Source organism: Flavicella sp. IMCC45668, assembly GCF_057219105.1.
Window position 1 is genome coordinate 2369736 of sequence record NZ_CM170114.1, and the last position, 23526, is coordinate 2393261.

Genomic DNA, 23526 nt, shown 5'->3' on the forward strand with positions numbered 1-23526 from the left:
TTTCATGTTAAAATACTAAGTTTGCACACAATTTAGCGTTACATCAAATGAAAGTAGTTACAAATATTAAGGAAATCAGCAAGATTATAACCTCCTTAAAATCATCTCAAAAGACAATTGGACTCACCCCTACGATGGGAGCACTGCATAAAGGACACATCTCTTTGATTGAAAAAGCCGCTAAAGAAAATGACTTTTCCATTACTACTATTTTCATCAACCCAACACAATTTGATAAAAAAGAAGACTTGGACAACTACCCAACCACGCTTGAGGCAGACTTAGACCTTTTAAATAAGACTGACTGCGATCTGGTTTTTACCCCAAGCGCTTCAGAAATGTATGATGACAAAATCAACCCAGAGTCTTTCTCATTTGATGGACTTGAAAAGGAAATGGAAGGAAAACATCGTGCTAATCATTTTGACGGAGTTGGCACAATTGTAAAGAAATTCTTTGAAATAATTCAACCTAACAAAGCCTATTTTGGTGAGAAAGATTTTCAACAATTGCAGATCATCAGAAACATGACAACCAAACATGAACTTCCAATAGAAATTATTGGTTGCCCTATTTTTAGAGAAATAGACGGACTCGCAATGAGTTCAAGAAACACCAGACTTACTCAGACCCAAAGAGCAGCAGCACCCTTTATATACAAAACATTAACTCAAGCGTTTCAATTATTTCAAACAGATACTATTCAAAACATCAACCAATGGATACAAAAGGAATTCGAATCCCATCCTTTTCTAGATCTTGAATACTTTGAAATAGCCAACGAACAAACACTGCAAACTGTTGATTCCAAATCTGCAGCAATTAACTACCGAGCATTTATAGCAGTCTATGCAGGAAAAATAAGATTGATTGACAATATATCACTACAATAAAGAACTTGTTCAATTTCTAACAAATTGAACTCCCTATGTTTCTACTTATATACAAATTCACTAATTTTGCAGCATGCAAATAGAAGTAGTAAAATCTAAAATACACAGAGTTACCGTTACTGGTGCTGATTTACAATACATTGGAAGTATCACTATCGATAAAGACTTGATGGATGCATCAAATTTAATTGAAGGTGAAAAAGTTCAAATTGTTAATATCAACAATGGAGAACGATTAGAAACTTATGTTATCCCTGGACCGAGAAAAAGTGGAGAAATAACCTTGAACGGACCCGCAGCAAGAAAAGTAGCAAAAGGAGATATTGTTATCATAATTTCCTATGCAATATTGGACTTTGAAGAGGCTAAATCTTTCAAACCATCCCTAGTTTTCCCTAACGAAACAAACAATTCCCTTTCATAATTTGGCACTATCTGTAAAAAGCCTTCTAAAAAAAACAATCCCATTGGCTTTGGGTGTATTTTTAATATGGATTTCACTATCCAAATTAACCCCCGAAGACATTGAAAGCGTAAAAACATCCTTCAAAACAGCCAATTATTGGTGGGTATTACTTTCTCTAGTTTTAGGTGTTTTGAGTCATTTTTCTAGAGCTTACAGATGGAAATTTATGCTTGAACCCCTTGGATACAAGCCTAAATTCTTAAACAGTGCTATGGCAGTTATTATTGCCTATTTGGTAAACTTAGGCATCCCAAGAGCGGGAGAACTATCTCGAGCGGCAGCATTAGCCGAATATGAAGATGTTCCATTTGAAAAAGGTTTCGGAACTATTGTAGCAGAAAGAGTAGCAGACCTAGTAATGTATGCCTTATTTATTTTTCTTGCCTTTTTTGCTCAGTATGATTTAATCAAAACAGAACTCTCGAAAAAATTACCCGAAAACCCTCTATACACTGTTATTGGACTAGTTGTTATTGGAATCATCGGATATTTATTTTTAAAATGGTTGAAAAACTCTAAGAAAGAATCTGTTTTAAAATTGAAAACCTTTATTTCTGGATTGATTGTAGGAGTCAAAAGTATCTTTACTATGAAGAAAAAATGGGCCTTTATTTTTCATACTTTCTTTATTTGGATCATGTACATAATGATGCTCTATGTTGCAAAATTCGCAATTCCAGAAACTGCTGACTTATCTATCAATGCTGTTCTAATAAGTTTTGTTATCGGAACTTTTAGCTATGCTGCAACTAACGGAGGTATTGGAGCTTATCCCCTTGCAATTCAAAGTGCACTTTTACTTTATGGTGTAAACGAAGTGGCTGGACTTAGCTTTGGCTGGATTATGTGGGCTTCTCAAACACTTATGGTTTTGGTCTTTGGAGGACTCTCCTTCTTACTGCTTCCACTTTACAACAAATCAAAAAAGATAAGCGCATAATATTTCAGAGTATTTTCTTTTCTTTGCCATAGAAGACTTTCATTATGGCAAAAACAAAAACGACTTTTTTCTGTCAAAGCTGCGGAACACAATTTCCGAAATGGCAAGGACAATGTTCATCCTGTAAAGAATGGAATACGATTGTTGAGGAGATAGTTCAAAAAGAAGAAAAACGTAATTGGAAACAATCTACAAGTAAAAAAACAGCCAACGTACCACTTCCTGTTTCTGAAATAGAAATTAATAAGGAACACAGAATCCATACACATAACAATGAACTAAATAATGTTCTTGGAGGAGGTTTAGTACCCGGGTCAGTCATTTTACTCGGTGGAGAACCTGGCATCGGAAAATCTACCCTGCTATTGCAAATTGCATTAGAAATGCAACAACAAGTCCTATATATATCTGGAGAAGAAAGCCAATCTCAGATAAAAATGAGAGCCGAAAGACTGCAAAACAAAAACTCAAACTGCCTCATTCTAACAGAGACGAACACGCAGAACATTTTTAAAAACATAGAGAATTTAGACCCAGACATTCTGGTTATTGACTCTATACAAACTCTCCATACAAACCAAATAGACGCCTCACCTGGAACCGTTTCACAAATCAAAGAAACGACTGCTGAACTTATAAAATTCGCAAAAGAAACAGCAACACCAGTACTTGTGATTGGCCACATCAATAAAGAAGGAACGATTGCTGGACCAAAAATACTTGAACACATGGTAGATGTGGTATTACAATTTGAAGGAGACAGAAACCACACTTATAGAATTCTGAGATCTCAGAAAAACCGTTTTGGTTCTACAGCGGAGCTTGGAATTTATGAAATGCTTGGAACAGGCTTAAGAGAAGTAACAAATCCTTCTGAAATTCTTATTAGCGAAAAAGATGCTGACCTAAGCGGAACGGCGATTGCTGCGACGCTCGAAGGAATGAGACCTTTAATGATTGAAGTACAAGCTTTAGTGAGTACCGCGGTTTACGGAACTCCTCAACGCTCTGCAACTGGATATAACTTAAAAAGACTCAATATGATTCTTGCTGTGCTAGAAAAAAGAGCCGGATTTAGATTAGGAGCTAAAGATGTCTTTTTAAATATTACTGGAGGAATTCAGGTTGCAGATCCAGCCATTGATCTAGCAGTTGTCTCCGCCATTTTATCTTCTAATGAAGATGATGCCATTCCACAAAACTACACTTTTGCCGCTGAGATAGGACTTGCCGGTGAAATACGTCCGGTGAACAAAATAGATCAACGAATCGCAGAAGCAGAAAAACTTGGATTCGACAAAATATTTATCTCAAAATTCAACAAATACAAAAAAGACACCAAGGGAATTCAAATAGTTTGTGTCTCTAAAATAGAAGAAATTTACGCTTTGTTATTCTAACAAAAAAAAGCCGTTTGTAGTACAAACGGCTTTTATATTTTGTTGTCAATATTATTTTGACTTGTTCACTTCTTTTATATACTTCTCAAGCGCCATTGTCATAGAAGGAGTCTCTGGCGTAGGTGCGGAAATATCAATTTTCAACCCAGCTTCTGTCGCTGCTTTTACAGTTGTATTTCCAAAAACTGCAATTCGGGTATCATTTTGTTTGAAATTTGGAAAGTTCTTAAATAAAGAATCAATTCCTGATGGGCTAAAGAAAACCAACACATCATAAAATACATTCTCTAAATTAGAAAGATCACTCATTACCGTTTTATATAAATCCAAACGAGTCCACTTTACTCCTAACTCCTCTAAAGTATTCGGAACCAATGCCTTTAATTTATCTGATGATGGCAATAAAAAGTTCTCAGTCTTATGCTTTTTAATCAATTTTCCAAGCTCTGGAAAAGTTCTTTGACCTACATAAATTTTTCTCTTTCTGTAAACAACATATTTCTGTAAGTAATAAGCGACTGCTTCAGACTGGCAAAAATATTTCATTTCAGCAGGTACAGTAAACCTCATTTCTTCAGCAATTCTAAAAAAATGATCTACAGCATTTCTACTCGTTAAAATAACTGCGGTAAATTCTTTTAAATCGATTTTTTCTGCGCGAACTTCTTTTACAGAAATACCTTCAACATGAATAAATGATCTAAAATCAATTTTTACCTTTTGCTTTTCTGACAATTCAAAATAAGGAGAATTCTCTTTAGGCTCAGGTTGTGAGACTAGAATAGTTTTCACTTTCATATAATATACTATTTATCTACCGTGATCTTAAAAATTAATAATATCGGTACTATTTCAAGTGTGCAAAGATACACAATAAAATAAAACAAATTTTCAATTATAACTTTAATATTCTTAAACACAACAAACACAGCTATTAACACCATTAACAGTATAAAAACACAGACAGACAACATCATATAGAAAGACTGATGGTTAACATCCGCATAAATCAGAAACCATAAAAATGGCAGCATAATAAGAGTACTTAATTTAAAATAAGTGAATTTCTGAATATGAAAAACCTTAAAAACCTCAACAAAATTAAAAACCTTTGCAATCACTAATGTGATTAAATATTTGATTATTAAAAACGCGCTCAAGCCTAAAAAAATATTACGCAGCAAGGGCCACAACTCCATATGACTGTCTATTATCCTAACTTGATAAAGCTTTGTAAAAAAAACTGAAAAAATTAAATTTTGCACAAGAAACAGCAATAATTTAAAACCATTGAAATTAGATTTTAGCTCATTATCATAGTCTAAAAAAAAAGTTTTAGAATAGACACTAGTAAGCATTCCGTGAAAAATCTTTGGATATTTAAGTTTTATAACCGTCAACAGCAACAATATAAAAACAAAAACAACACTGTAAATATCGTTGTTCTCAAAAGACCTTTCTATCCCGTACCCCATAGCAAACAATCTCTTAAAACTAAATCCAAATTAACAAAACCTTTAACGCAAAATTAGTAATAAAAAGTTATACATTTGTAGTCAATTTTTAAGTCTATGTCTGATACTATTGTAATAATTCCAACGCTAAACGAAATTGAAAACATTAATGAAATTATTTCTGCTGTTTTCAGCGACGAAAAGAAATTTCATATTTTAGTGGTAGATGACAATTCTAAAGACGGAACACCAGAAGCTGTTGAAGAATTAATGCAAAAATTTCCAGAGCGTCTTTTTTTAGAAAAGAGAAAAGGAAAAAAAGGCCTTGGAAGTGCATACATACATGGTTTTAAATGGGCTTTAAAAAAGCAATATGAGTATATCATCGAAATGGATGCTGATTTCTCTCACAACCCAAAAGACTTGATAAAGTTATACAACGCATGCATTGAAGATGGAGCAAAATTATCAGTCGGCTCAAGATATGTGAATAATAATGTAAACGTGATTAACTGGAATATCAAAAGGTTATTACTTTCTTATTTTGCATCTAAATATGTTCAATTTATTACAAATATACCTTTATACGACACCACAGCGGGTTTTGTATGCTACCATAGAAGCGTTCTAGAAACCATCGACCTTGATAAAATCCAATTCGTTGGATATGCGTTTCAGATAGAAATGAAATTCAAGACTTGGAGACATAAATTTCCAATCAAAGAGGTATCCATCGTATTTACAGATAGAACAAAAGGTACTTCTAAAATGAGCGGATCTATTGTGACTGAAGCTATTTTTGGAGTTATAAAATTAAGATTAAAAGGACTTTCCTAAACATATATCATGAAAATTACACTTATAAAAAACGCAAACATCGTAAACGAAGGTAAAACCATCAATGCTGATGTTTTAATTGAAGGTAAATTCATAAAATCCATTGGCGACGACATTACCGCACCAGAAAATGCGCTAATTATTGACGCTAAAGGAAAATACTTGTTACCAGGGGCTATTGATGACCAAGTGCACTTTAGAGAACCAGGATTAACACATAAAGCAAATATTGCTACTGAAAGTAGAGCTGCCGCAGCAGGTGGTATCACTACTTTTATTGAAATGCCAAACACAGTTCCGCAAGCAACCACGCAAGAAGAATTAGAAAAGAAATTTACGACAGCAAGCACAGACTCTTATGTAAATTATTCATTCATGTTTGGAGGAACGAATGACAACCTAGAAGAATTATTAAAAACGGACCCTAAAAAAGTTGCCGGTATCAAATTATTCCTAGGATCTTCTACAGGAAATATGCTTGTTGACGATGAAGATGTTTTAAGAAAAATATTTTCTTCAACCAATATGGTTATTTCTGTTCACTGTGAAGACGAAGGAACTATTCGAAGAAATTTCCAAGAATACAAAGATAAATTTGGAGATGACATTCCACTAAAATATCATCCAATTATTAGAAGTGAAGAAGCTTGCTACTTATCTTCTTCAAAAGCAATCGAACTTGCAAAAGAAACAGGCGCTAGACTACACATCTTTCATCTATCTACAGCAAAAGAAACTGCTTTATTCAGAAATGACATTCCCTTAAAAGATAAAAAAATCACTGCTGAAGTTTGTGTTCACCATTTAACCTTTGAAGACAAGGACTATGAAACGAAAGGTACTTTTATCAAATGGAATCCTGCAGTAAAATCTGCCTCGGATAAAGACGGATTATGGAAGGCTCTATTAGATGATAGAATTGACGTTATCGCTACAGATCACGCTCCACATACCTTAGAAGAAAAACAAAATGTTTACACCAAAGCCCCTAGTGGTGGTCCTTTGGTACAACATGCATTACCAGCCATGATCAATTTTGTAAAAGAAGGCAAAATAACATTAGAAAAAGTGGTTGAAAAAATGGCACACAACCCAGCGATTCTTTTTGAAGTTGAAAAAAGAGGTTATATTAAAGAAGGATTTTACGCTGATTTAGTATTGGTTGACTTAGAAAAATCATGGACGGCTACTAAAGAAAATACACTCTACAAATGTGGATGGACTCCTTTTGAAGGAACAGAATTTAAATCTACGATCACACAAACTTTTATCAACGGTAATTTAATCTATAACGAAGGAAACTTTGATGATATTACTAAAGGAGAAAGAATCACATTTAATCGATAAAAAAAATGAAAAATAGTATACTTATACTTTTAATTACTTGCATGATTTCTTGTACAAGTAATACTATTTTCAAAAAACCAGATGACCTTATCTCTAAGGATTCAATGGTTCTGTTACTTTCAGATTTATATCTAGCGACTTCTTCCAAAGTTTATAAAAATAAATTCGATGAAAGAAATATTGATTATACATTTTTAGTATTTGAAAAGTACGGGATAGATAGTGCCAGGTTCAGAAGAAGCAATCACTATTACACCACTAAAATTGATGATTACGAGAAAATCTACAAAGAGGTAGAAACCAAAATAAAAGCTCTAAACGTCGAATTCAAAGCCATCAAAAAAGTAAAGGATTCTATCAAAAGAGATAGTACAAAACGTGCTAGACACATAAGAGATTCTATAAAAAAAGCCAAAAAGAAAAACCAAAAAACTCAAGACAGTTTAAAGCTATCTGAATCGCTAGACTCCTTGCAACCTGAAAAGATTTTGAATGCTATAGATTCAGTACAAAAAGAAAATTTTATCCAGGAAAATCATTCACAGAGAGAATAATTATACGATATCCTTTTTAAATTGCTCGGCAGTATCTTCTATTACTTTTGCCACTTTTTGAAACTTAAAATCTAACATTTTCACCACTTTATCAGAATTGTAATAGCATTTGTTATTGGCTGATTTAGCAGCATGACGTGTAAAACTATTTGACTTACCCGTAATAATAGATTTGACCAAAGACAATCTCCAGCCTATTTCTGCCAAAAATGTATTTAATTTAATACTTGGTTTTTTCTTTTGCAATGCATCCGCTATTAAATGAAACACTTCTTTAAAACCAATGTTCTCAGAAACTAAAACAAATCGTTCATTTGAAATAGTAGATTCCATACCTTTCACCATGACAGACACAACATCATCAACTCCTACAAAACCAGTCACACCCTCTGTATAAAATGGAGTTCCTTTGTTTATCATTGAAAACAAAACACCTGAATTCTCATTCCAAAATCCAGTTCCCAATATAACTCCAGGATTTACAACAAAAACCTTAAGACCTTCTTGGGCCCCTCTCCAAACCTCCATCTCGGCTCCGTACTTAGTTATAGCGTAACTATAATTATTCGTCATTAAATTAAAGTCATCTTCTTCATCAATCAAAGGCTTCTCAACAGCCTTCGCAATGGTTGCAATTGAACTTACAAAGCACAACTTTGAAACCTTGTGTGCAATACTCAAGTTAACAATATTAGCCGTTCCCTCAATATTTACAGTACGCATTTGTTTGGCCAACCTTTCATCAAAAGAAACCAAGGCAGCAATATGATACACCTTTTCAACTCCTTCAAAAGCAGTTTCTAAAGCAGGTACATCGGTAATATTAGCCGCAACCCACTCTATTTTTGAAAACAATGTCTCAGCATCTTTTCCAACATAAGAAAACACCTTCCTCGTTTTTTCTATAGACTTTTCTTTCCGGTAAATTGCTCTTACCGCATGACCATTTTGTGTCAATCGCAACAACAAATGAGCGCCTACCATTCCTGTACCTCCTGTAACTAAAATCATACAACGAAAATAGCCTAAAATAATGAATTCTCCTTGCTAAATCTCAACTGTTGTCCCTTTGTCTCTTACAAGCGAATCACTATATTTGCCAAAAATTTACACATATGACTACAAATTTTGTTGAAGAATTAAGATGGAGAGGTATGCTACATGACATCATGCCTGGAACAGAAGAACTTTTAAATAAAGAAGTAACTTCTGGTTATATCGGTTTTGATCCGACTGCTGATTCTTTACATATTGGTAGTTTAATTCCTATCATTATTTTAATGCATTTCCAGAAAGCAGGTCATAAACCAATTGCTTTGGTTGGTGGCGCTACTGGGATGATTGGAGACCCTTCAGGAAAATCTGCAGAAAGAAACCTATTAGATGAAGCTGCCTTAAACAGAAATGTTGCCGGTGTAAAAAGCCAACTTGAAAGATTCTTAGACTTTAACAGCGACACAGAAAACGGAGCCGAATTAGTAAACAATTACGATTGGATGAAAGAATTTTCATTGATTGATTTTGTACGTGATATAGGAAAACATTTGACCGTTAACTATATGATGGCCAAAGAATCTGTAAAAAAACGTGTAAGCGGAGAAGGAGACGGAATGTCGTTTACAGAATTCACCTATCAATTATTCCAAGGTTACGATTTCTTGCACTTATACGAACACAAAAACTGTAAGCTTCAGATGGGTGGTTCAGATCAATGGGGAAACATCACAACCGGTACTGAGCTTGTAAGAAGAAAAGCCCAAGGAAAAGCATATGCTATGACTTGTCCATTAATCACCAAAGCAGACGGAACAAAATTCGGAAAATCTGAAGGAGGGAATATCTGGTTGGACAAAGAAAGAACTTCAGTTTATAAATTCTACCAATATTGGTTAAATTCTTCCGACGAGGACTCTGTTGATTTTATAAAAAAATTCACATTCTTATCGAAAGAAGAAATTGATAGACTTATTGCAGAACACAACGAAGCTCCACATACAAGACTGCTTCAAAAAACAATTGCAAAAGAGGTAACCATATTAGTACATTCTGAAGAAGATTATGAAAATGCCGTAAAAGCATCTTCTATTCTTTTCGGAAAATCTACTGCTGATGATTTAAAATCATTAGATGAACAAACATTTTTAGATGTCTTTTCTGGAGTCCCACAAGCGGAAGTAAATAAATCTCTGATAGAGGAGGGATTAGATATCGTAGCGGCTTTTGCTGATACAGGATTTTTAAAATCTAACGGAGAGGTTAGAAGAGCACTTAAAGAAAATTCTATCTCTGTGAACAAAGAAAAAGTTCAGGATGGATTTTCAATTTCAAGCAATGATTTAATTGCAGATTCTTATGTTTTATTACAACGAGGAAAGAAAAAATATTTTTTACTCAAAGTAATTTCATAATAACGATTACTAAAAACACAAAAGCCTCTAAATAAAATTTAGAGGCTTTTTAAATTACTAAACTACCCCTAATCTAATAATTATTCCAATTTTTATCAGCTTGGGCCTTTAAATTTTCAGCCCCTTCTTTATGCCACAATTTGAGCGTATTGATACCCCATGAATTATAGAACAAATACAATTTACCACCTCTAATCTCAAACGTTTTTGGGTTAATTTCAACTTTTTCGTTTTTTGCACCAATTGCATAAGCACACCAACCACCATATTGAGGCATGTACCTTTCTTGGTTACTTTTAAAAAGCTCTAAATTTTTCTGACTTGAAAATTTGTATTTCACACCTTCAATTTCAGTTTGGAAATTTTTATCTCCTTCCACTGCCGTATTTTCAAAATATGCAACTACATCATAGCCATTTGCGGCATATCCTTTTTTATCTATATTAATCTCTTTTTGAGCAACAACTGATATTGCAGATAGTATAAATAGTAATAATGCTAGATTTTTCATAATTATAGTTTACTTAAACATTTGGACGTACAAAATCAATACTCATTACATCAATAAAATTTAAATAAATCACATTTATCAAGTTTCATTTTATTACGAAGCATAAAAAAAGTCCAGATAATAATCTGGACTTTTGATCAACAAAATAGCATTGCATTTACTAGTCTTTTATAATTTTTCTAATCAAGCCATTATCAGTCTTCAAAACATAAATACCAGCAGTTAAATCAGAAATATCAATTGAATTTTGAGCACCAAAAGTTTTAATAATTTGACCGTTTACATTGGATATGGTAATCAAATTTACGTTAGAAACATCAGAAATATTAACAATTCCTGAGGTTGGATTTGGAAATAAACTTATTTCATCTAATCTCTCATCTTCATCACTAAGAACGTCAACTACATTAAAACTCATGCTTTCAGCCGATATTTTAGGACCAAATTGTGAAGCTCCCCAGGTCATTACATCGCCTATATTCACCGTACCCCATACGTTCAAACCCGTGTAATTTACAGTTGTTTCAACCCCAACTACTGGAGTGGTAATATTTTTTCCGGCCACCGATACATCGTTTTGATTTTTCAGTTCTGCATATATTGTTCCGCTATGATTCACGTAATAAGTTATACTATATGCTCCATTTAAATCAACCAAAGTCTGTTCTGGAACTGTAATACTAATAAAGGGAGTAGTGGTTTCGGTTATTGTTATCTGAGTCTCATCAACACCTCCCCAGACTCCATTTGAATTCTCCATATACAACCTCAATACATAAAAATTATCTGCGGGTAAATCAGCACTAGGTGTCAATTCATTTGGGATAGTGATACTTGCTGTTATTGAACCGCTCTCTAGGCCATTTTTATTTTGACTTGTTGCTGCTCCACTCACTTGTGTAAAACTAACTCCATTATTTGTTGTCAAAGCTAAATCTACAAAAACATTGCCGTTAACAGTAATTCCGGCGCCACCTGCATCAAATGTCCCCTCAAGACTTAACGTAGCTCCTTGTCCCTCAGTAGTTGGAGGAGTTATTGTCCAAGCACCTGTTGGACTTTGTGCGTTTGAAATTGATGTTGCAATAATTGCAATAAGTAAAAGTAATTTTTTAATCATAATAAATTTGTTTTAGTGGTTAAAATACGAGTTCAAAACTACCCTAATATCTCCCTCACAAAGGAATGATATGGTTTTAACGACAAAACAAATGACTTACGTAAAAACACAGTTACCTTTCAAAAAACCAGCAAATTAAGGGGTTCTGAAGGACAACAATTATTTATTTTTAAAAAAACTAATTTACTCTATCAAAGTAAAATTTGATTCTAAATCTGTTAAAGAACTACCTCCTACAAAAACCTTAAAATCACCTTGCTCAGCTTCCCATTTATTATTGACTGAATAAAACTGAAGCATTTTGGAATCTATGATAAATTTCACTTCTTTTGATTCTCCTGGAGCTAATGAAATCATTTCAAATCCTTTCAGTTCTTTTACTGGCCTTGTTACACTTCCAAATAAATCTCTAACATACAATTGAACAACCTCCTTCCCTGAGTACTTACCCGTGTTACTTACGGTTACGAAAACTTCTATGGAACCGCTGACTTTCAAAGTTTCAGAGCTTAGTTGCAACCCACTGTATTCAAAAGATGTGTATGACAAACCATAACCAAATTCGTACAAAGGAGCATTTGAAACATCTTGATAATGTGAATGAAAAACATCATTTGCTTTCACTTTTAAAGGCCTACCTGTATTTTTATAATTGTAATAAATAGGTACCTGCCCCACATTTTTTGGAAAAGTCATCGGTAATTTACCTGATGGATTATAATCTCCGTACAGAATTTGTGCGATCGCATTTCCACTTTGTGAACCGAGTTGCCAAGCCTCTACAATAGACGGAATATGTTTGTCTGCCCAATTGATTGCTAACGGACGTCCGTTCATCAACACCAAAACTATATTTTTATTTACCTTATATACCTCTTCTAATAATTCCTGCTGTAAACCGGGTAATTTTAAATCACTTCTACTTCTAGCCTCTCCTGATTGAAAACCATGTTCTCCTAAAACCATTATAACTACATCCTTATTCTTTGCTGCTTTCACTGCTTCACTAATTCCAGATCTATCTTTAGAATTAATCATAACCTCCTTTGTAAAACTTGGATTCCCAATGGCTAATTTTGGTCCTTGCTGATAGGTTACTTTGTTATTTGGATAAGCTGCTAATCCCTCTAATACTGAAATAGCTGTATGATCCTCAGATGCAATCCTCCAACTCCCTAAAGGACTTGTTTTATCATCAGCCAAATCACCAATTACAGCAATATTCAAACCTTTTTTATCAAGTGGTAAAAGTTGTGTTTCATTTTTCAATAAAACGATAGATTTTTTGGCCATATCCAATGAAGCCTCATGCAATTTAGCACTCCCTGTAATCTCTTTCTCTCTTGCTAGATCACAATATTTATAGGGATCATCAAACAACCCTAACTCAAATTTCACTTTTAATATTCTTCTAGCGGCATCATTTACATAAGATTCCTTTACTTTTCCTTCCTCAACCAACTCCTTCAAATAAGTCACAAATGAGTAGGATTCCATATCCATATCCGACCCTGCATTTACCGCTAACTCCGCAGCATGCTTATCATCTTTTGCATAACCATGCGCCACCATTTCACCAGCTGAATCCCAATCCGATACAATAAAACCATCAAAACCCCATGCTCCTTTAAGCACATCTCTTTGTAAAAATGCATTCCCTGTGGCAGGAACTCCGTTCAACTCATTGAAAGAATTCATAAAAGTTCTAACTCCTGCTTCTGTAGCTGCCATAAATGGCGGAAAAATAATATTATACAGAGTACTAGTACCAACATCTACAGTATTATAATCTCTACCAGCCTCCGCAAATCCATATCCTGCAAAATGTTTGGCACATGCGACAATCGTGGTTGGATCTGACAAATCATCACCTTGAAAACCTTGAATTCTAGCCTTTGCAATCAAACTACCTAGAAAAGGATCTTCACCGGCCCCTTCCATTACACGTCCCCACCTTGCATCTCTTGAAACATCAACCATAGGTGCAAAAGTCCAATTGATTCCTGCTGCAGATGCTTCCAAAGCGGCATTCTTTGCAGACGTTTTAATAGCTTCTAAATCCCAACTTGCTGATTCTGCTAAAGGGATTGGTGTCAAAGTTTTATATCCATGAATCACATCAAAACCAATAATTAGGGGAATTCCCAACCTTGTTTTTTCTACAGCAATTTTCTGAACTGCTAATACATTTTCTACCCCCCTAACATTTAACATAGAACCAACTAAACCTTCTTCTAGATGTTTGTATTTCAATTTAGCAGCTCCCTTTTTAGGACTTGGACCTGTTACATTCCAAAAGCCATTGTATTGGTTCATTTGACCGATTTTTTCTTGAAGCGTCATTATTGATAATAACGAATCAACTTTTACATCTATTGAAGTATTATTTGGTGACTGTTTCCGATCATTACAACCAAACAAAAGCGAGATTACCAACCCACTGAGAAAGATATACCTTTTCATATTTTTAATTTTTGCTTTACTGAAATTTCTAAAAAAAAGTTCGTTACCTAAACACCACAAACAAAAACCGAATATAATTATGACTTATAAAAACGGAAGTTATTTATTTTTTAAGAAGATTTCTGTCTCACTTAAATATTTCGATACATAGAAAGATAACTAATTATCAAAATCTATTCAATAAAAAAAAGTCTTTTTCGCTGATTTTTTTTCTTTAAAAGAAAAAAATTAGGAAATCAATAAGTTACAACCTCGAATATCTGAGTTATCAAATCTTCCTAAAATCTCAAAAGAACCATCTTCTAAAACTTTGCCTAAATCTTGAGTTGCAATAAAAGAACACGAATTTTTATTCGCCAAATCGATCACATTTATACCGCCAGTTTTACCATTAGACAAAAAATGAAATGGATCTTCAGTATCTCTAATCAATATGTGCATCCAAGGTGGACAATCAAAAACACCATGACCTTTAGAGTATCCTTGACTTAATAATTCGGTCATACCATACTCCGAATGAATCGTATCTACACCGAAACCTTCTTTTAATACTGCATGCAATTCTTCTCGAATCATTTCTCTACGTTTTCCCTTCATTCCGCCCGTCTCCATAACAATGGTATTTTTTAGAGCAAACTGATGTTTTTCAATCAAATCTAACAAAGCAAAAGACACTCCTATTAGCAGTACCTTTTTACCTCTTGTCTCTAAATCTAACAATATTTCGCACAACTCATCCAAATTATCCAGATAGAAGCCACTCTCCACTTGTTCTGATTTTTGTATCAAATCATTAACCATATACACTAAAGAAGAACCATCTCTTTCCAAATAAGAAGGCAACAAGGCTAACACTACAAGTTCTTTGACATCTCCATAAAAGTGAGTAAAGCCTTTCAAATAACTGTCTTCATAAAGAGACAAATCCGAAACAAAATGCTTACTTTGAACTGAACCAGTTGTTCCACTGCTTAAAAATATTTGTTGCTCTACATCTCTTGAGGAAACTACTTTATGAGATTTAAAAAACTGTATCGGTAAAAAAGGAATTTCAGAGAGATTTTGAACAGCATCTATTGATACTTTCAAATGAGATAAATACTCTTTATACACCAAATTATTCTTCGCTTGAAAACGGAAAGTCTCCAAAGCTTTTTTATTAAAATCTTGGCTAGATTTTATTTCAAATATATCTCTAACTTTATCACTCATTACTAATGACAAAAATAGATTAATTTTGGATGTGCCACGCTTTATTATAAAATGATGTTTAAAAAAATATTTTTTCTACTTACCTCCCTTATAACAACCGCCTGTTCTGAGAGTAAAATAGACAACCTTAAAAATGATTGCCATCTTATTGATATCGTTTGTACAGAAGAGTTTAGAACAATTACTTTAGAAATAGTTGATTCGCAAGATAACCCTATGATTTTAGACTCTTACAGAATAACCAGAGAAGACACAGAAGAAGAAATTGAATTAAATGAAAATTCCCACCAAAATTTCTATCCTATTATCAATGACAGTTATCAAAATGAAATCGCACTCAAAGAAATAAAAATAAAATTTTCAGGATCTATAAACAATAAAGAAGTAGTTTCTGCCAACTACGTGGTCACTGCAGATTGCTGCCATATTGATTTAGTTTCTGGTCCAACTAAAATTGTTCTGAAATAACAAACTACTAATCTTAAGTATTAGTCTTTAGGTTTGTAATTTTTATTCTTAGTCAGAATAAATTTATCAAATTCAAATCCATCCTCCCTCATTGAAAAAGTAACAATGTACTCACCTCTATGAGGAAACTTTAGATAAATGGTATTCGGAACACCACAATGATTCTCAGGTACCCTTTGAGCTGATGTCCATGTCCATTTATTTTTTCCTTGACATAATTGAATTCTTTGTCCACTTTCTGGCCATGTATTGTTCAACCCAACATGCAAACCATTATCTTCTGGCCCACTAGAGTAAGCCCTTGTCCAAACGTAATATTTCCCTGGTGATTTAATTTTAACCTTATAGGCAACCACTCCTCCATAACCAGGAAAAGGGAAAAAATTTTCACCAACAACTAACGCATCACTATGGGTAACTCTAGTATCAGGCAAAGCCTCTAAATAACTTTCTCCGCTAGCACCTGCCATGTGATTTTCTAATTTTTCAATACCAATAGTCTCTCCAGATTTTCTCACATACCAATCTCTTGGAGACCCATTATTACTTTTAAAATGATAGGCTTCTGCCTCTACTTCTATAACACCGTTCTTCGACCCAAAAGCTTTGGCATTTTTCAATTCATTTCTTAAATTTATAACTGGACTGGGTGTTAAAAAAATAGATTGCCACCTACCTCTAGCCCATGCTGTTTCATCTTTTTCCGGAATTTTCCCATTCGTAACCGCTCTTGACATCACTTCAATAACATCTCCATCTTCCAAGTAAAGCAAACCAAGATTACTATCAAATTTAGCCAATGGCTTTTCCGTTTCTTTATTCTTTACCTTCGCAACAGTTTCTCCATTCACTTTAATCCTATAATCGGATTCCCCATCATTTTCGGTATAGGAAACGAAAACAGCTTTATACATTCCGGTCTGTCCTTTAAAGCTCATTTTAGCAGCGGCATAAACATCTCTATACTTCTTGTTACCAGCATTAATCCCAAGAACTTTTGATTTTTTATCTACATAATAAACTGCATCTGAATTTTGAGAAATAGTAAAATCTTTTAAAGCATTTAACTCCATTTTTTCAGGAGCAAGTGTTATACTTGACTTTCCTTTTTGCTTGCTAATCACCAAAGCTACCCAATCTCCATTTTTAGCAGGAGGAATCCCTAATGAAACTTCCTTTCCCCCATAAACTCTTTTAACAGAGCCTTTCTGTAATTTTCCTCCTGTTCTCGGGTTGTACCACTTTACGTCAAATTTTGCATCAACACCGAATAAATCTAAAACAACATTATCTTTTATTTCAGGAATATAAATTGCGTAACAACTTCCGTTTTTTGCAAAAACATAATCACTCTTATCTTTAGTCAACCCATCGGCTGATTTCATTTCTGTAAAAGGAAGATATTTTTGAAAAAAATCTAAGGCATGATGCGTTTGCTCCCAAAGAATATCCCTAGACCTCCAATCCTCACAATTCAAGTCATTATGTGCATATTTATAACCAAAATACCATTCTACACCAGCTCCGCCAGCCATAAGGTTAGACCATAAAACATGATTTCTTATCTCATTATGCTCTGGGTCAACTGCATCAGGAAGTGCACCTTTATCTGCAGGGCCTATTTCGTCCTGGCAAGCAATCCAACGTTTCCCTGCCTTCCTAGACTTATCAATCCATTTTTTTGTGATTTCATGAATAGTTTTAGGATCATGGGTTTGAAATGATGGTCCATCTAAATAGTCATAACCTAATAAAGGCTCTAAAAACAAGTCTTGTGCCTTTGGATCGGCATGTGTATGCAATACTACAAATCCTTTGTAAGGATCATGGGTTTTAATATAACGTGCCATATCCTCACGATCCTTATCAGTTTGCCCTTTTGGTGTCCAATGCAAAGGACCATTTTCTTCTCCAAGATTCCAAGTCACACCCAAATGATGTCCAAATCTAGCAATCAACTCTCTATAATAAAGCTTGCGTTGTGTTTTTAACTCACCAATATCCAACAATAATTCATTCTCTGTTTCTTGGGTTACGATATGCAACATCAATCCTAGCGAATCCATATGATCAAAAACAACTTCCCATTGATCCAACTTACTACAATCAAAACGATAACGTTCATTGATATCATTCCATGGCCATACATCCTTTCCATCTCCTTGCACATTCATTGTCAAAAAATAAACAGAATTCATTTGTTTCGACTTTAAATAATTCAAGGTTCCCACAATATTCTTTCCCTTTCCGTTTTTCCAAGTTGGATTTCCTTCTTTCCAATCCTTAGCATGCGCTTCATATTTATGAGAAGCTGGGGTTTGATCAAACTCATAATACCCTAAAAAACTCTCCGGGCTATCAGCTCCTCCCTTTAAGAAATAATCTTTTGTTTCTTGAAACTGTAAATAACCTTTATCAGTATAAGTCAACCTTCCTTTTGCTCTAAAATCATCCCCTTTTTTATCAGACTTATCTATATTAAATGTACCTGAAACACCATCAAACCAAATAGGTTTACCAGCCTTTACATCATCACTTACCGCAATAGCCTTAGCTTTTCTAAACGAAACCTTATAACTCCATTCCCCTGTTAAATTAGGCCTAAACCGAACTTTCCAAATAGAACCTTTAGTTGCACTTGACTCTCCTGCATTACCATCCGCTGCAAAAAAACCAGGAATTTTCATTGTAGTTTTTCCATTGGTAAACGTCACCATTAGTCGATAATCCAAAAACGGATTGCTATCACCATTTTCAGAAAGAATCTCCCCCTGAAAGTTTAATGTTACTTTATGCCACTTTTTGAGCTCACCATCAATAACTACTTTCTCTGTTTGTGCAAAAATTGCATTAAATACAAAAAGGATTGATACCAAAAGAGGAATTTGCTTTTTCATTAGTTTATGGTTTTGATATAGTTTAAGATGTGCAAATTAGTAAAAATGATTTATAATGATGTTTATAAAAACCCACATATAAAACAAAAAGAGTGCAATAAATTGCACTCTTTTGTTTATTAAAAAACTAAAAATTACTTTTCTACGGACAATACATCTGCAATAATTCTTTCCAATTCTTGTTTCGGAAGTGCTCCTTGCGCCATTTGAGGTTGTCCTTCCATCGGAACAAACAACATAGAAGGAATACTTCTAATTCCAAAAGCACCAGAAAGTTCTTGTTCTGCTTCTGTGTCAACTTTATAAATATTGACCTTTCCCTTATATTCCTCGCCCAACACTTCTAAAATAGGAGCTAACGACTTACATGGTCCACACCAATCTGCATAAAAATCTATGATACATGGGATCTCCCCGTTAAATTTCCAGTCTTTATTTTCTTCGAAATTAAACACCTTTTCAAAAAAGGCTTGTTTTGTTAATAATTCTGTCATGTTTTTTTTGTTTTATTTTCAATTTAAGTCGTAAAATTCCATCAATCTTACAAGCTGCAAATATGATAAATATCATAACAAAGCCCTATCTTTGCAGGCAAATAATTTAATTCAATTTTTAAGACCTACAAATGTCTAAAACTATAAAACATTCTGAGTTTGTATTGATTGGTGGAGGAATCATGAGTGCCACATTAGCAATAATGCTCTATGAAAGATTTCCCGGTAAAAAGATCACAATCATTGAAAAACTTCCAAAAATGGCTGAAGAAAGTTCTGAAGCTTGGAATAACGCAGGAACAGGACATGCAGGTAACTGTGAATTAAACTACACACCGGAAAAAAACGGAGAGGTTGACACTTCAAAAGCTGTAAAAACGGCAAAGCAATTTAATGAAACATTAGCCTTCTGGAAAGAATGCGCTGAAAAAGGATACTTACATAATATTGATAAATGTATCTCAACGGTTCCTCATATTAGTTTTGTAGAAGGAAAAAGCAATTGTAAATATTTAGAAAAAAGATACAATGCCTTGAAAGAAATTGAATATTTCAAGGAAATGATTTTTTCTAAAGACTATGATGAAATTCAAAAGTGGCTTCCATTGATGATGGAAGGAAGAAGTAAGAAACAACATGTTGCTGCTACTTTTGTAAAAGAAGGATATGATGTAAATTTTGGTGAAATTGCAGAGCAATTATTCAGATTTCTTTCTAAGCAAGATAATGTTCAATTATTGAACAGAAGTAATGTTTACAACCTACAAAAAACCGACAACAAACGCTGGTTGCTTACCATCAAAGGGCAAAGTGTTGGAAAACACTGGAAACTAGTTTCTAATTACGTTTTTATTGGTGCTGGTGGTGGTGCGCTTTCTTTATTAGAGAAATCAGGAATTAAAGAAGCAAGAGGTTATGGTGGATTCCCAATTAGCGGATTATGGCTACGTTGCACCAACCCAGAAATTATAGAACGTCATGAGGCAAAAGTATATGGAAAAGCAAAAAAAGGCTCTCCTCCTATGTCTGTACCTCATATGGATACAAGAATGATCAATGGACGTAAAGAATTATTATTTGGACCCTATGCTGGTTTCACAACAAAATTCTTAAAACATGGTTCCATGTTCGATTTACCTAAATCTGTAGAATTTGACAACATCATGAGTCTTTTAGGAGCTGGTTACAAAAACCTTCCTTTGGTAGCTTACTTGATCAAACAAGTTAGCCTTAATTTTAAAGACCGAATGGAAATGCTAAGAGAATTTTACCCAGAAGCAGATGACAATGATTGGAAACTTGTAGTAGCAGGACAACGAGTTCAAATTATTAAAAGAGATAAAAAAGGCTTCGGAAAACTTGAATTTGGTACGGAAATAATTATTTCTAAAGACAAAACTATTGGTGCTTTATTGGGAGCTTCTCCTGGGGCTTCTACTTCGTACTCAGTTATGAAAAAAGTTATGGAAAAAAGTTTTAAATAAACGATATCATAAATTTTTAAAAAGCTGCTTGAGAAACCTCAAGCAGCTTTTTTTAATTTAAACCACAACATCTTTTGAATTTCATTCCACTATCGCAAGGACATGGACTATTTCTACCTATCTCAACTGTTTTAGGATTTAATTTTCTCTCAGACATATCTTGATTGAAAAAATACCTCAGGTGGTTATATAATTCGGGATGTTTTCTTTTTAATAATTTTGGTCTTTCAAAAAAATACTCACTTGCAACTGAAAAAAATTCAGCTTTATTTGTACCACCATAAGGATTAATATCTGAATCACCAGAATAAATTTCTTTCAGTTTTGAATCTATAAAGTCCAACCAAGGAATTGCATACTGCTTCTGCATCAACACAGAAGGAAGTCCATCTATAGTCCCCCCTCTTTTATCAATCAAATGGACAAACTCATGAATTGCCGTATTTTTTTTATCTGATTCATTTTTAAATCCAATCCTTAAGGCTTCTTTAGATAAAATCATTTTTCCATCCATAGGACCATTTCCAACCATGCCTAAAATTTTTCTACCAGCTCCAACTGTCTCTAATTTTTCATTAAAAGTAGTCGGATAAATCAACACCTTCTCTAAATCATAATACCTCCAATCTTTAAATCCAAAAACGGGAATAATTGCACTCGCAGCCACCAACAACCTATCTACATCATCAATACTTGTCCTTACCGGAATAATTTTACAATTCAACAAAAACTCCTGCACTCTTAATTCAAATTTCGCTCTATCGGAATCCCCTAAAGAAACATAAAAAAGAACCTTATCTATAAGTATTTCCCTCCACTCGTCAGAGAATTGCACGCTTGGTTTCTTCCACAAACTTTTATTATTCGGATACCAAATAAAAAACCACAACCACAAAAAAATCAATAAAAGAGCAATCAATATAAAAAGAAACATAAAATTGATTTAAAACAACTCAACAACTTGATATTCTTTCTCTTGAAAAGAAAAAACATCCCCCACTTTCTTTCCCAACAGCAAACGACCTAAGGGAGATCCAGGAGAGATTACAAAATAATCTTCATCTGCAACTGTAATCTTACCGATACTAATTCCCATAAAATAAGTGCCTAAATTTGTTTTAATCACAGAACCCAATGCCGCTATCTTAGATAAGTTAGATACATCTATTTTTTCTACCATCAATTTCATTTGACGCACTTGACTTAATTGCTGACCCGCTTTCTCCATCTCAAGTTGCAACATGGCTCTTCCTGTTTCATGCTTGTCACCTGCTGAGCTCTTTGACTCTGAATCTAAAGATTCTTTATTTGATTGTATCGTTTTTTGAATTGTATCCATTTTTGAAGACACAAAACTTTCACAGGCAAACTTTAATTTATTTTTTAATTTTAATTGCATCAGTTAAAATTTTAATTTTAGTTGAACATCGGCAACCGTCTTATTGTTATTTGTAGCACTATTTAAATTAGTCACAGAAATACCTAACAACCTAACCGAATCTTTAAGTTTATCTTGATATAATAATTCTCTAACTGTCGATAATAATATTGACCTTGATTTCACAAAATAAGGCAATGTTTTACTCCTAGTTTGCTGAGTAAAATCACTATATTTAATTTTTAACGTTACTGTTTTCCCGGCAACATTTGCTTTTAAAAGGCGCTTTTCTAACTCTATGGAAATACGTTCTAACTTCTCAATCATAAAAACTTCAGAAGTTAAGTTTTCAGAAAACGTATGCTCTGCTGCAACCGATTTCCTGATTCTATTAGGCTGTACTTCACTTTTATGAATACCACGAACAATATCGTAATAATAAGCTCCAGATTTATTAAAATGGGTTATTAAAAATTCTTTAGACTTTGACTTCAAATCTCTTCCTGAAAAAACGCCTAATTTAAACATCTTCAATCTTGTTACCTTTCCAATTCCATAAAATTTTTCTATCGGCAATTCCTCTAAAAAAGAGGTAACCATTTCTTCTGGAATCGTTTTTTGTCCATTAGGCTTATTTATATCTGAAGCTATTTTTGCAATAAACTTGTTGACAGAAATCCCTGCAGAAGCATGCAAACCAACTTCATCCCTTATTTTATTTCGTATCTCAGTCGCAATATGTGTGGCAGAAACCATCCCTTTTTTATTCTTGGTAACATCCAAATATGCCTCATCAAGAGACAAAGGCTCTACCAAATCTGTGTATTCAAAAAATATTTTTCTAATTTTTTTAGAAATCTCTTTATACCTCTCAAACCTAGCAGGTACAAAAATCAAATCTGGGCATAGCTTTTTGGCTAAAACCCCAGCCATTGCAGATTTAACGCCAAATTTTCTAGCCTCATAGCTTGCTGCTGAAACAACGCCTCTGATCTCACCTCCACTTACCGCAATCGGCTTCCCTCTTAGCTCTGGATTATCCAATTGTTCTACAGATGCAAAAAAAGCATCCATATCTACATGGATAATTTTCCTTGAAGTTATTAGATCTGTTCCATTTTCCGATTCCATACTTCCACAAAGTTATGAAACACTAAAGAATTAAAAAGATAAAATCATATAATCAAACAACCCTTCCTT

The 23526-nt window shown here is 33.8% G+C and carries 22 protein-coding genes; 10 read left to right on the forward strand and 12 right to left on the reverse strand.

Features of this window, described 5'->3' with window-relative positions; translation table 11 throughout:
* Positions 1-47: 47 nt before the first annotated feature.
* From panC to radA, 4 genes are all read left to right on the forward strand, one after another.
* Positions 48-893 carry a pantoate--beta-alanine ligase gene (gene panC / locus AC2DZ0_RS09795; protein WP_484641548.1) on the forward strand — a complete coding sequence of 282 codons (846 nt, stop codon included), beginning with the start codon at positions 48-50 and terminating at the stop codon, positions 891-893.
* Positions 894-966: 73 nt separating this feature from the next.
* A complete protein-coding gene (gene panD / locus AC2DZ0_RS09800; RefSeq protein WP_484641550.1) occupies positions 967-1317 on the forward strand; it encodes an aspartate 1-decarboxylase in 351 nt (116 codons plus the stop codon).
* Between the two features lies 1 nt (position 1318).
* Entirely contained in the window at positions 1319-2299 is a 981-nt protein-coding gene (locus tag AC2DZ0_RS09805) for a lysylphosphatidylglycerol synthase transmembrane domain-containing protein (RefSeq protein ID WP_484641551.1), read from the forward strand.
* Between the two features lie 44 nt (positions 2300-2343).
* Positions 2344-3699: a DNA repair protein RadA gene (gene radA, locus AC2DZ0_RS09810; protein ID WP_484641552.1), complete on the forward strand. Its 1356-nt coding sequence runs from the start codon at positions 2344-2346 to the stop codon at positions 3697-3699.
* Between the two features lie 51 nt (positions 3700-3750).
* Here the strand turns inward: radA and AC2DZ0_RS09815 are convergent, their stop codons facing one another.
* A complete protein-coding gene (locus AC2DZ0_RS09815; RefSeq protein ID WP_484489878.1) occupies positions 3751-4497 on the reverse strand; it encodes a uroporphyrinogen-III synthase in 747 nt (248 codons plus the stop codon).
* Between the two features lie 8 nt (positions 4498-4505).
* A complete protein-coding gene (locus tag AC2DZ0_RS09820) occupies positions 4506-5174 on the reverse strand; it encodes a DUF4271 domain-containing protein (protein WP_484641554.1) in 669 nt (222 codons plus the stop codon).
* A gap of 96 nt (positions 5175-5270) precedes the next feature.
* On the opposite strand from AC2DZ0_RS09820, the gene AC2DZ0_RS09825 reads away from it, so the two are divergent.
* The 3 genes from AC2DZ0_RS09825 to AC2DZ0_RS09835 are packed head-to-tail and all read left to right on the forward strand — an operon-like array spanning position 5271 to position 7891.
* Positions 5271-5990, forward strand: a complete 720-nt coding sequence (locus AC2DZ0_RS09825) for a polyprenol monophosphomannose synthase (protein ID WP_484489880.1) — start codon at positions 5271-5273, stop codon at positions 5988-5990.
* Positions 5991-5999: 9 nt separating this feature from the next.
* Positions 6000-7337 (forward strand): dihydroorotase, encoded by a 1338-nt coding sequence (locus tag AC2DZ0_RS09830; RefSeq protein WP_484641555.1) that lies wholly within the window; start codon positions 6000-6002, stop codon positions 7335-7337.
* Positions 7338-7342: 5 nt separating this feature from the next.
* Positions 7343-7891 (forward strand): DUF4296 domain-containing protein, encoded by a 549-nt coding sequence (locus tag AC2DZ0_RS09835; RefSeq protein WP_484641556.1) that lies wholly within the window; start codon positions 7343-7345, stop codon positions 7889-7891.
* Here the strand turns inward: AC2DZ0_RS09835 and AC2DZ0_RS09840 are convergent, their stop codons facing one another.
* Complete coding sequence (locus tag AC2DZ0_RS09840) at positions 7892-8902, reverse strand: NAD-dependent epimerase/dehydratase family protein (RefSeq protein ID WP_484641558.1); 1011 nt, start codon at positions 8900-8902, stop codon at positions 7892-7894.
* A 104-nt stretch (positions 8903-9006) separates the two neighbouring features.
* Here AC2DZ0_RS09840 and tyrS point away from each other — a divergent pair, with 104 nt between their 5' ends.
* Positions 9007-10299, forward strand: coding sequence for a tyrosine--tRNA ligase (gene tyrS, locus AC2DZ0_RS09845; protein ID WP_484641559.1), 1293 nt, complete (start codon positions 9007-9009; stop codon positions 10297-10299).
* A 73-nt stretch (positions 10300-10372) separates the two neighbouring features.
* Here tyrS and AC2DZ0_RS09850 read toward each other — a convergent pair whose 3' ends face one another.
* The 4 genes from AC2DZ0_RS09850 to AC2DZ0_RS09865 form a co-directional block, all read right to left on the reverse strand.
* Positions 10373-10810, reverse strand: a complete 438-nt coding sequence (locus AC2DZ0_RS09850) for a YHS domain-containing (seleno)protein (protein WP_484641560.1) — start codon at positions 10808-10810, stop codon at positions 10373-10375.
* Positions 10811-10970: 160 nt separating this feature from the next.
* The gene (locus tag AC2DZ0_RS09855; RefSeq protein WP_484641561.1) at positions 10971-11930 is read right to left on the reverse strand and encodes a T9SS type A sorting domain-containing protein; all 960 of its coding nucleotides are present in this window, start codon (positions 11928-11930) and stop codon (positions 10971-10973) included.
* Positions 11931-12113: 183 nt separating this feature from the next.
* The gene (gene bglX / locus AC2DZ0_RS09860) at positions 12114-14393 is read right to left on the reverse strand and encodes a beta-glucosidase BglX (RefSeq protein WP_484641563.1); all 2280 of its coding nucleotides are present in this window, start codon (positions 14391-14393) and stop codon (positions 12114-12116) included.
* Positions 14394-14621: 228 nt separating this feature from the next.
* Complete coding sequence (locus AC2DZ0_RS09865) at positions 14622-15605, reverse strand: acyl transferase (protein WP_484641564.1); 984 nt, start codon at positions 15603-15605, stop codon at positions 14622-14624.
* A gap of 51 nt (positions 15606-15656) precedes the next feature.
* On the opposite strand from AC2DZ0_RS09865, the gene AC2DZ0_RS09870 reads away from it, so the two are divergent.
* Positions 15657-16073: a hypothetical protein gene (locus tag AC2DZ0_RS09870; protein ID WP_484641565.1), complete on the forward strand. Its 417-nt coding sequence runs from the start codon at positions 15657-15659 to the stop codon at positions 16071-16073.
* A 20-nt stretch (positions 16074-16093) separates the two neighbouring features.
* Here the strand turns inward: AC2DZ0_RS09870 and AC2DZ0_RS09875 are convergent, their stop codons facing one another.
* On the reverse strand, positions 16094-18970 hold the full coding sequence (locus AC2DZ0_RS09875) for a DUF5060 domain-containing protein (protein ID WP_484641566.1): 2877 nt from the start codon (positions 18968-18970) through the stop codon (positions 16094-16096).
* 134 nt (positions 18971-19104) lie between these two features.
* Complete coding sequence (gene trxA, locus AC2DZ0_RS09880) at positions 19105-19464, reverse strand: thioredoxin (protein ID WP_484489890.1); 360 nt, start codon at positions 19462-19464, stop codon at positions 19105-19107.
* 131 nt (positions 19465-19595) lie between these two features.
* Here trxA and mqo point away from each other — a divergent pair, with 131 nt between their 5' ends.
* Complete coding sequence (gene mqo / locus AC2DZ0_RS09885; protein WP_484489891.1) at positions 19596-20948, forward strand: malate dehydrogenase (quinone); 1353 nt, start codon at positions 19596-19598, stop codon at positions 20946-20948.
* Positions 20949-21000: 52 nt separating this feature from the next.
* Here mqo and AC2DZ0_RS09890 read toward each other — a convergent pair whose 3' ends face one another.
* The 3 genes from AC2DZ0_RS09890 to dinB are packed head-to-tail and all read right to left on the reverse strand — an operon-like array spanning position 21001 to position 23457.
* Positions 21001-21882: a zinc-dependent peptidase gene (locus AC2DZ0_RS09890; protein WP_484641568.1), complete on the reverse strand. Its 882-nt coding sequence runs from the start codon at positions 21880-21882 to the stop codon at positions 21001-21003.
* 9 nt (positions 21883-21891) lie between these two features.
* On the reverse strand, positions 21892-22347 hold the full coding sequence (locus AC2DZ0_RS09895) for a GreA/GreB family elongation factor (protein ID WP_484641569.1): 456 nt from the start codon (positions 22345-22347) through the stop codon (positions 21892-21894).
* Positions 22348-22350: 3 nt separating this feature from the next.
* Entirely contained in the window at positions 22351-23457 is a 1107-nt protein-coding gene (gene dinB / locus AC2DZ0_RS09900) for a DNA polymerase IV (RefSeq protein ID WP_484641571.1), read from the reverse strand.
* Positions 23458-23526: the final 69 nt, after the last annotated feature.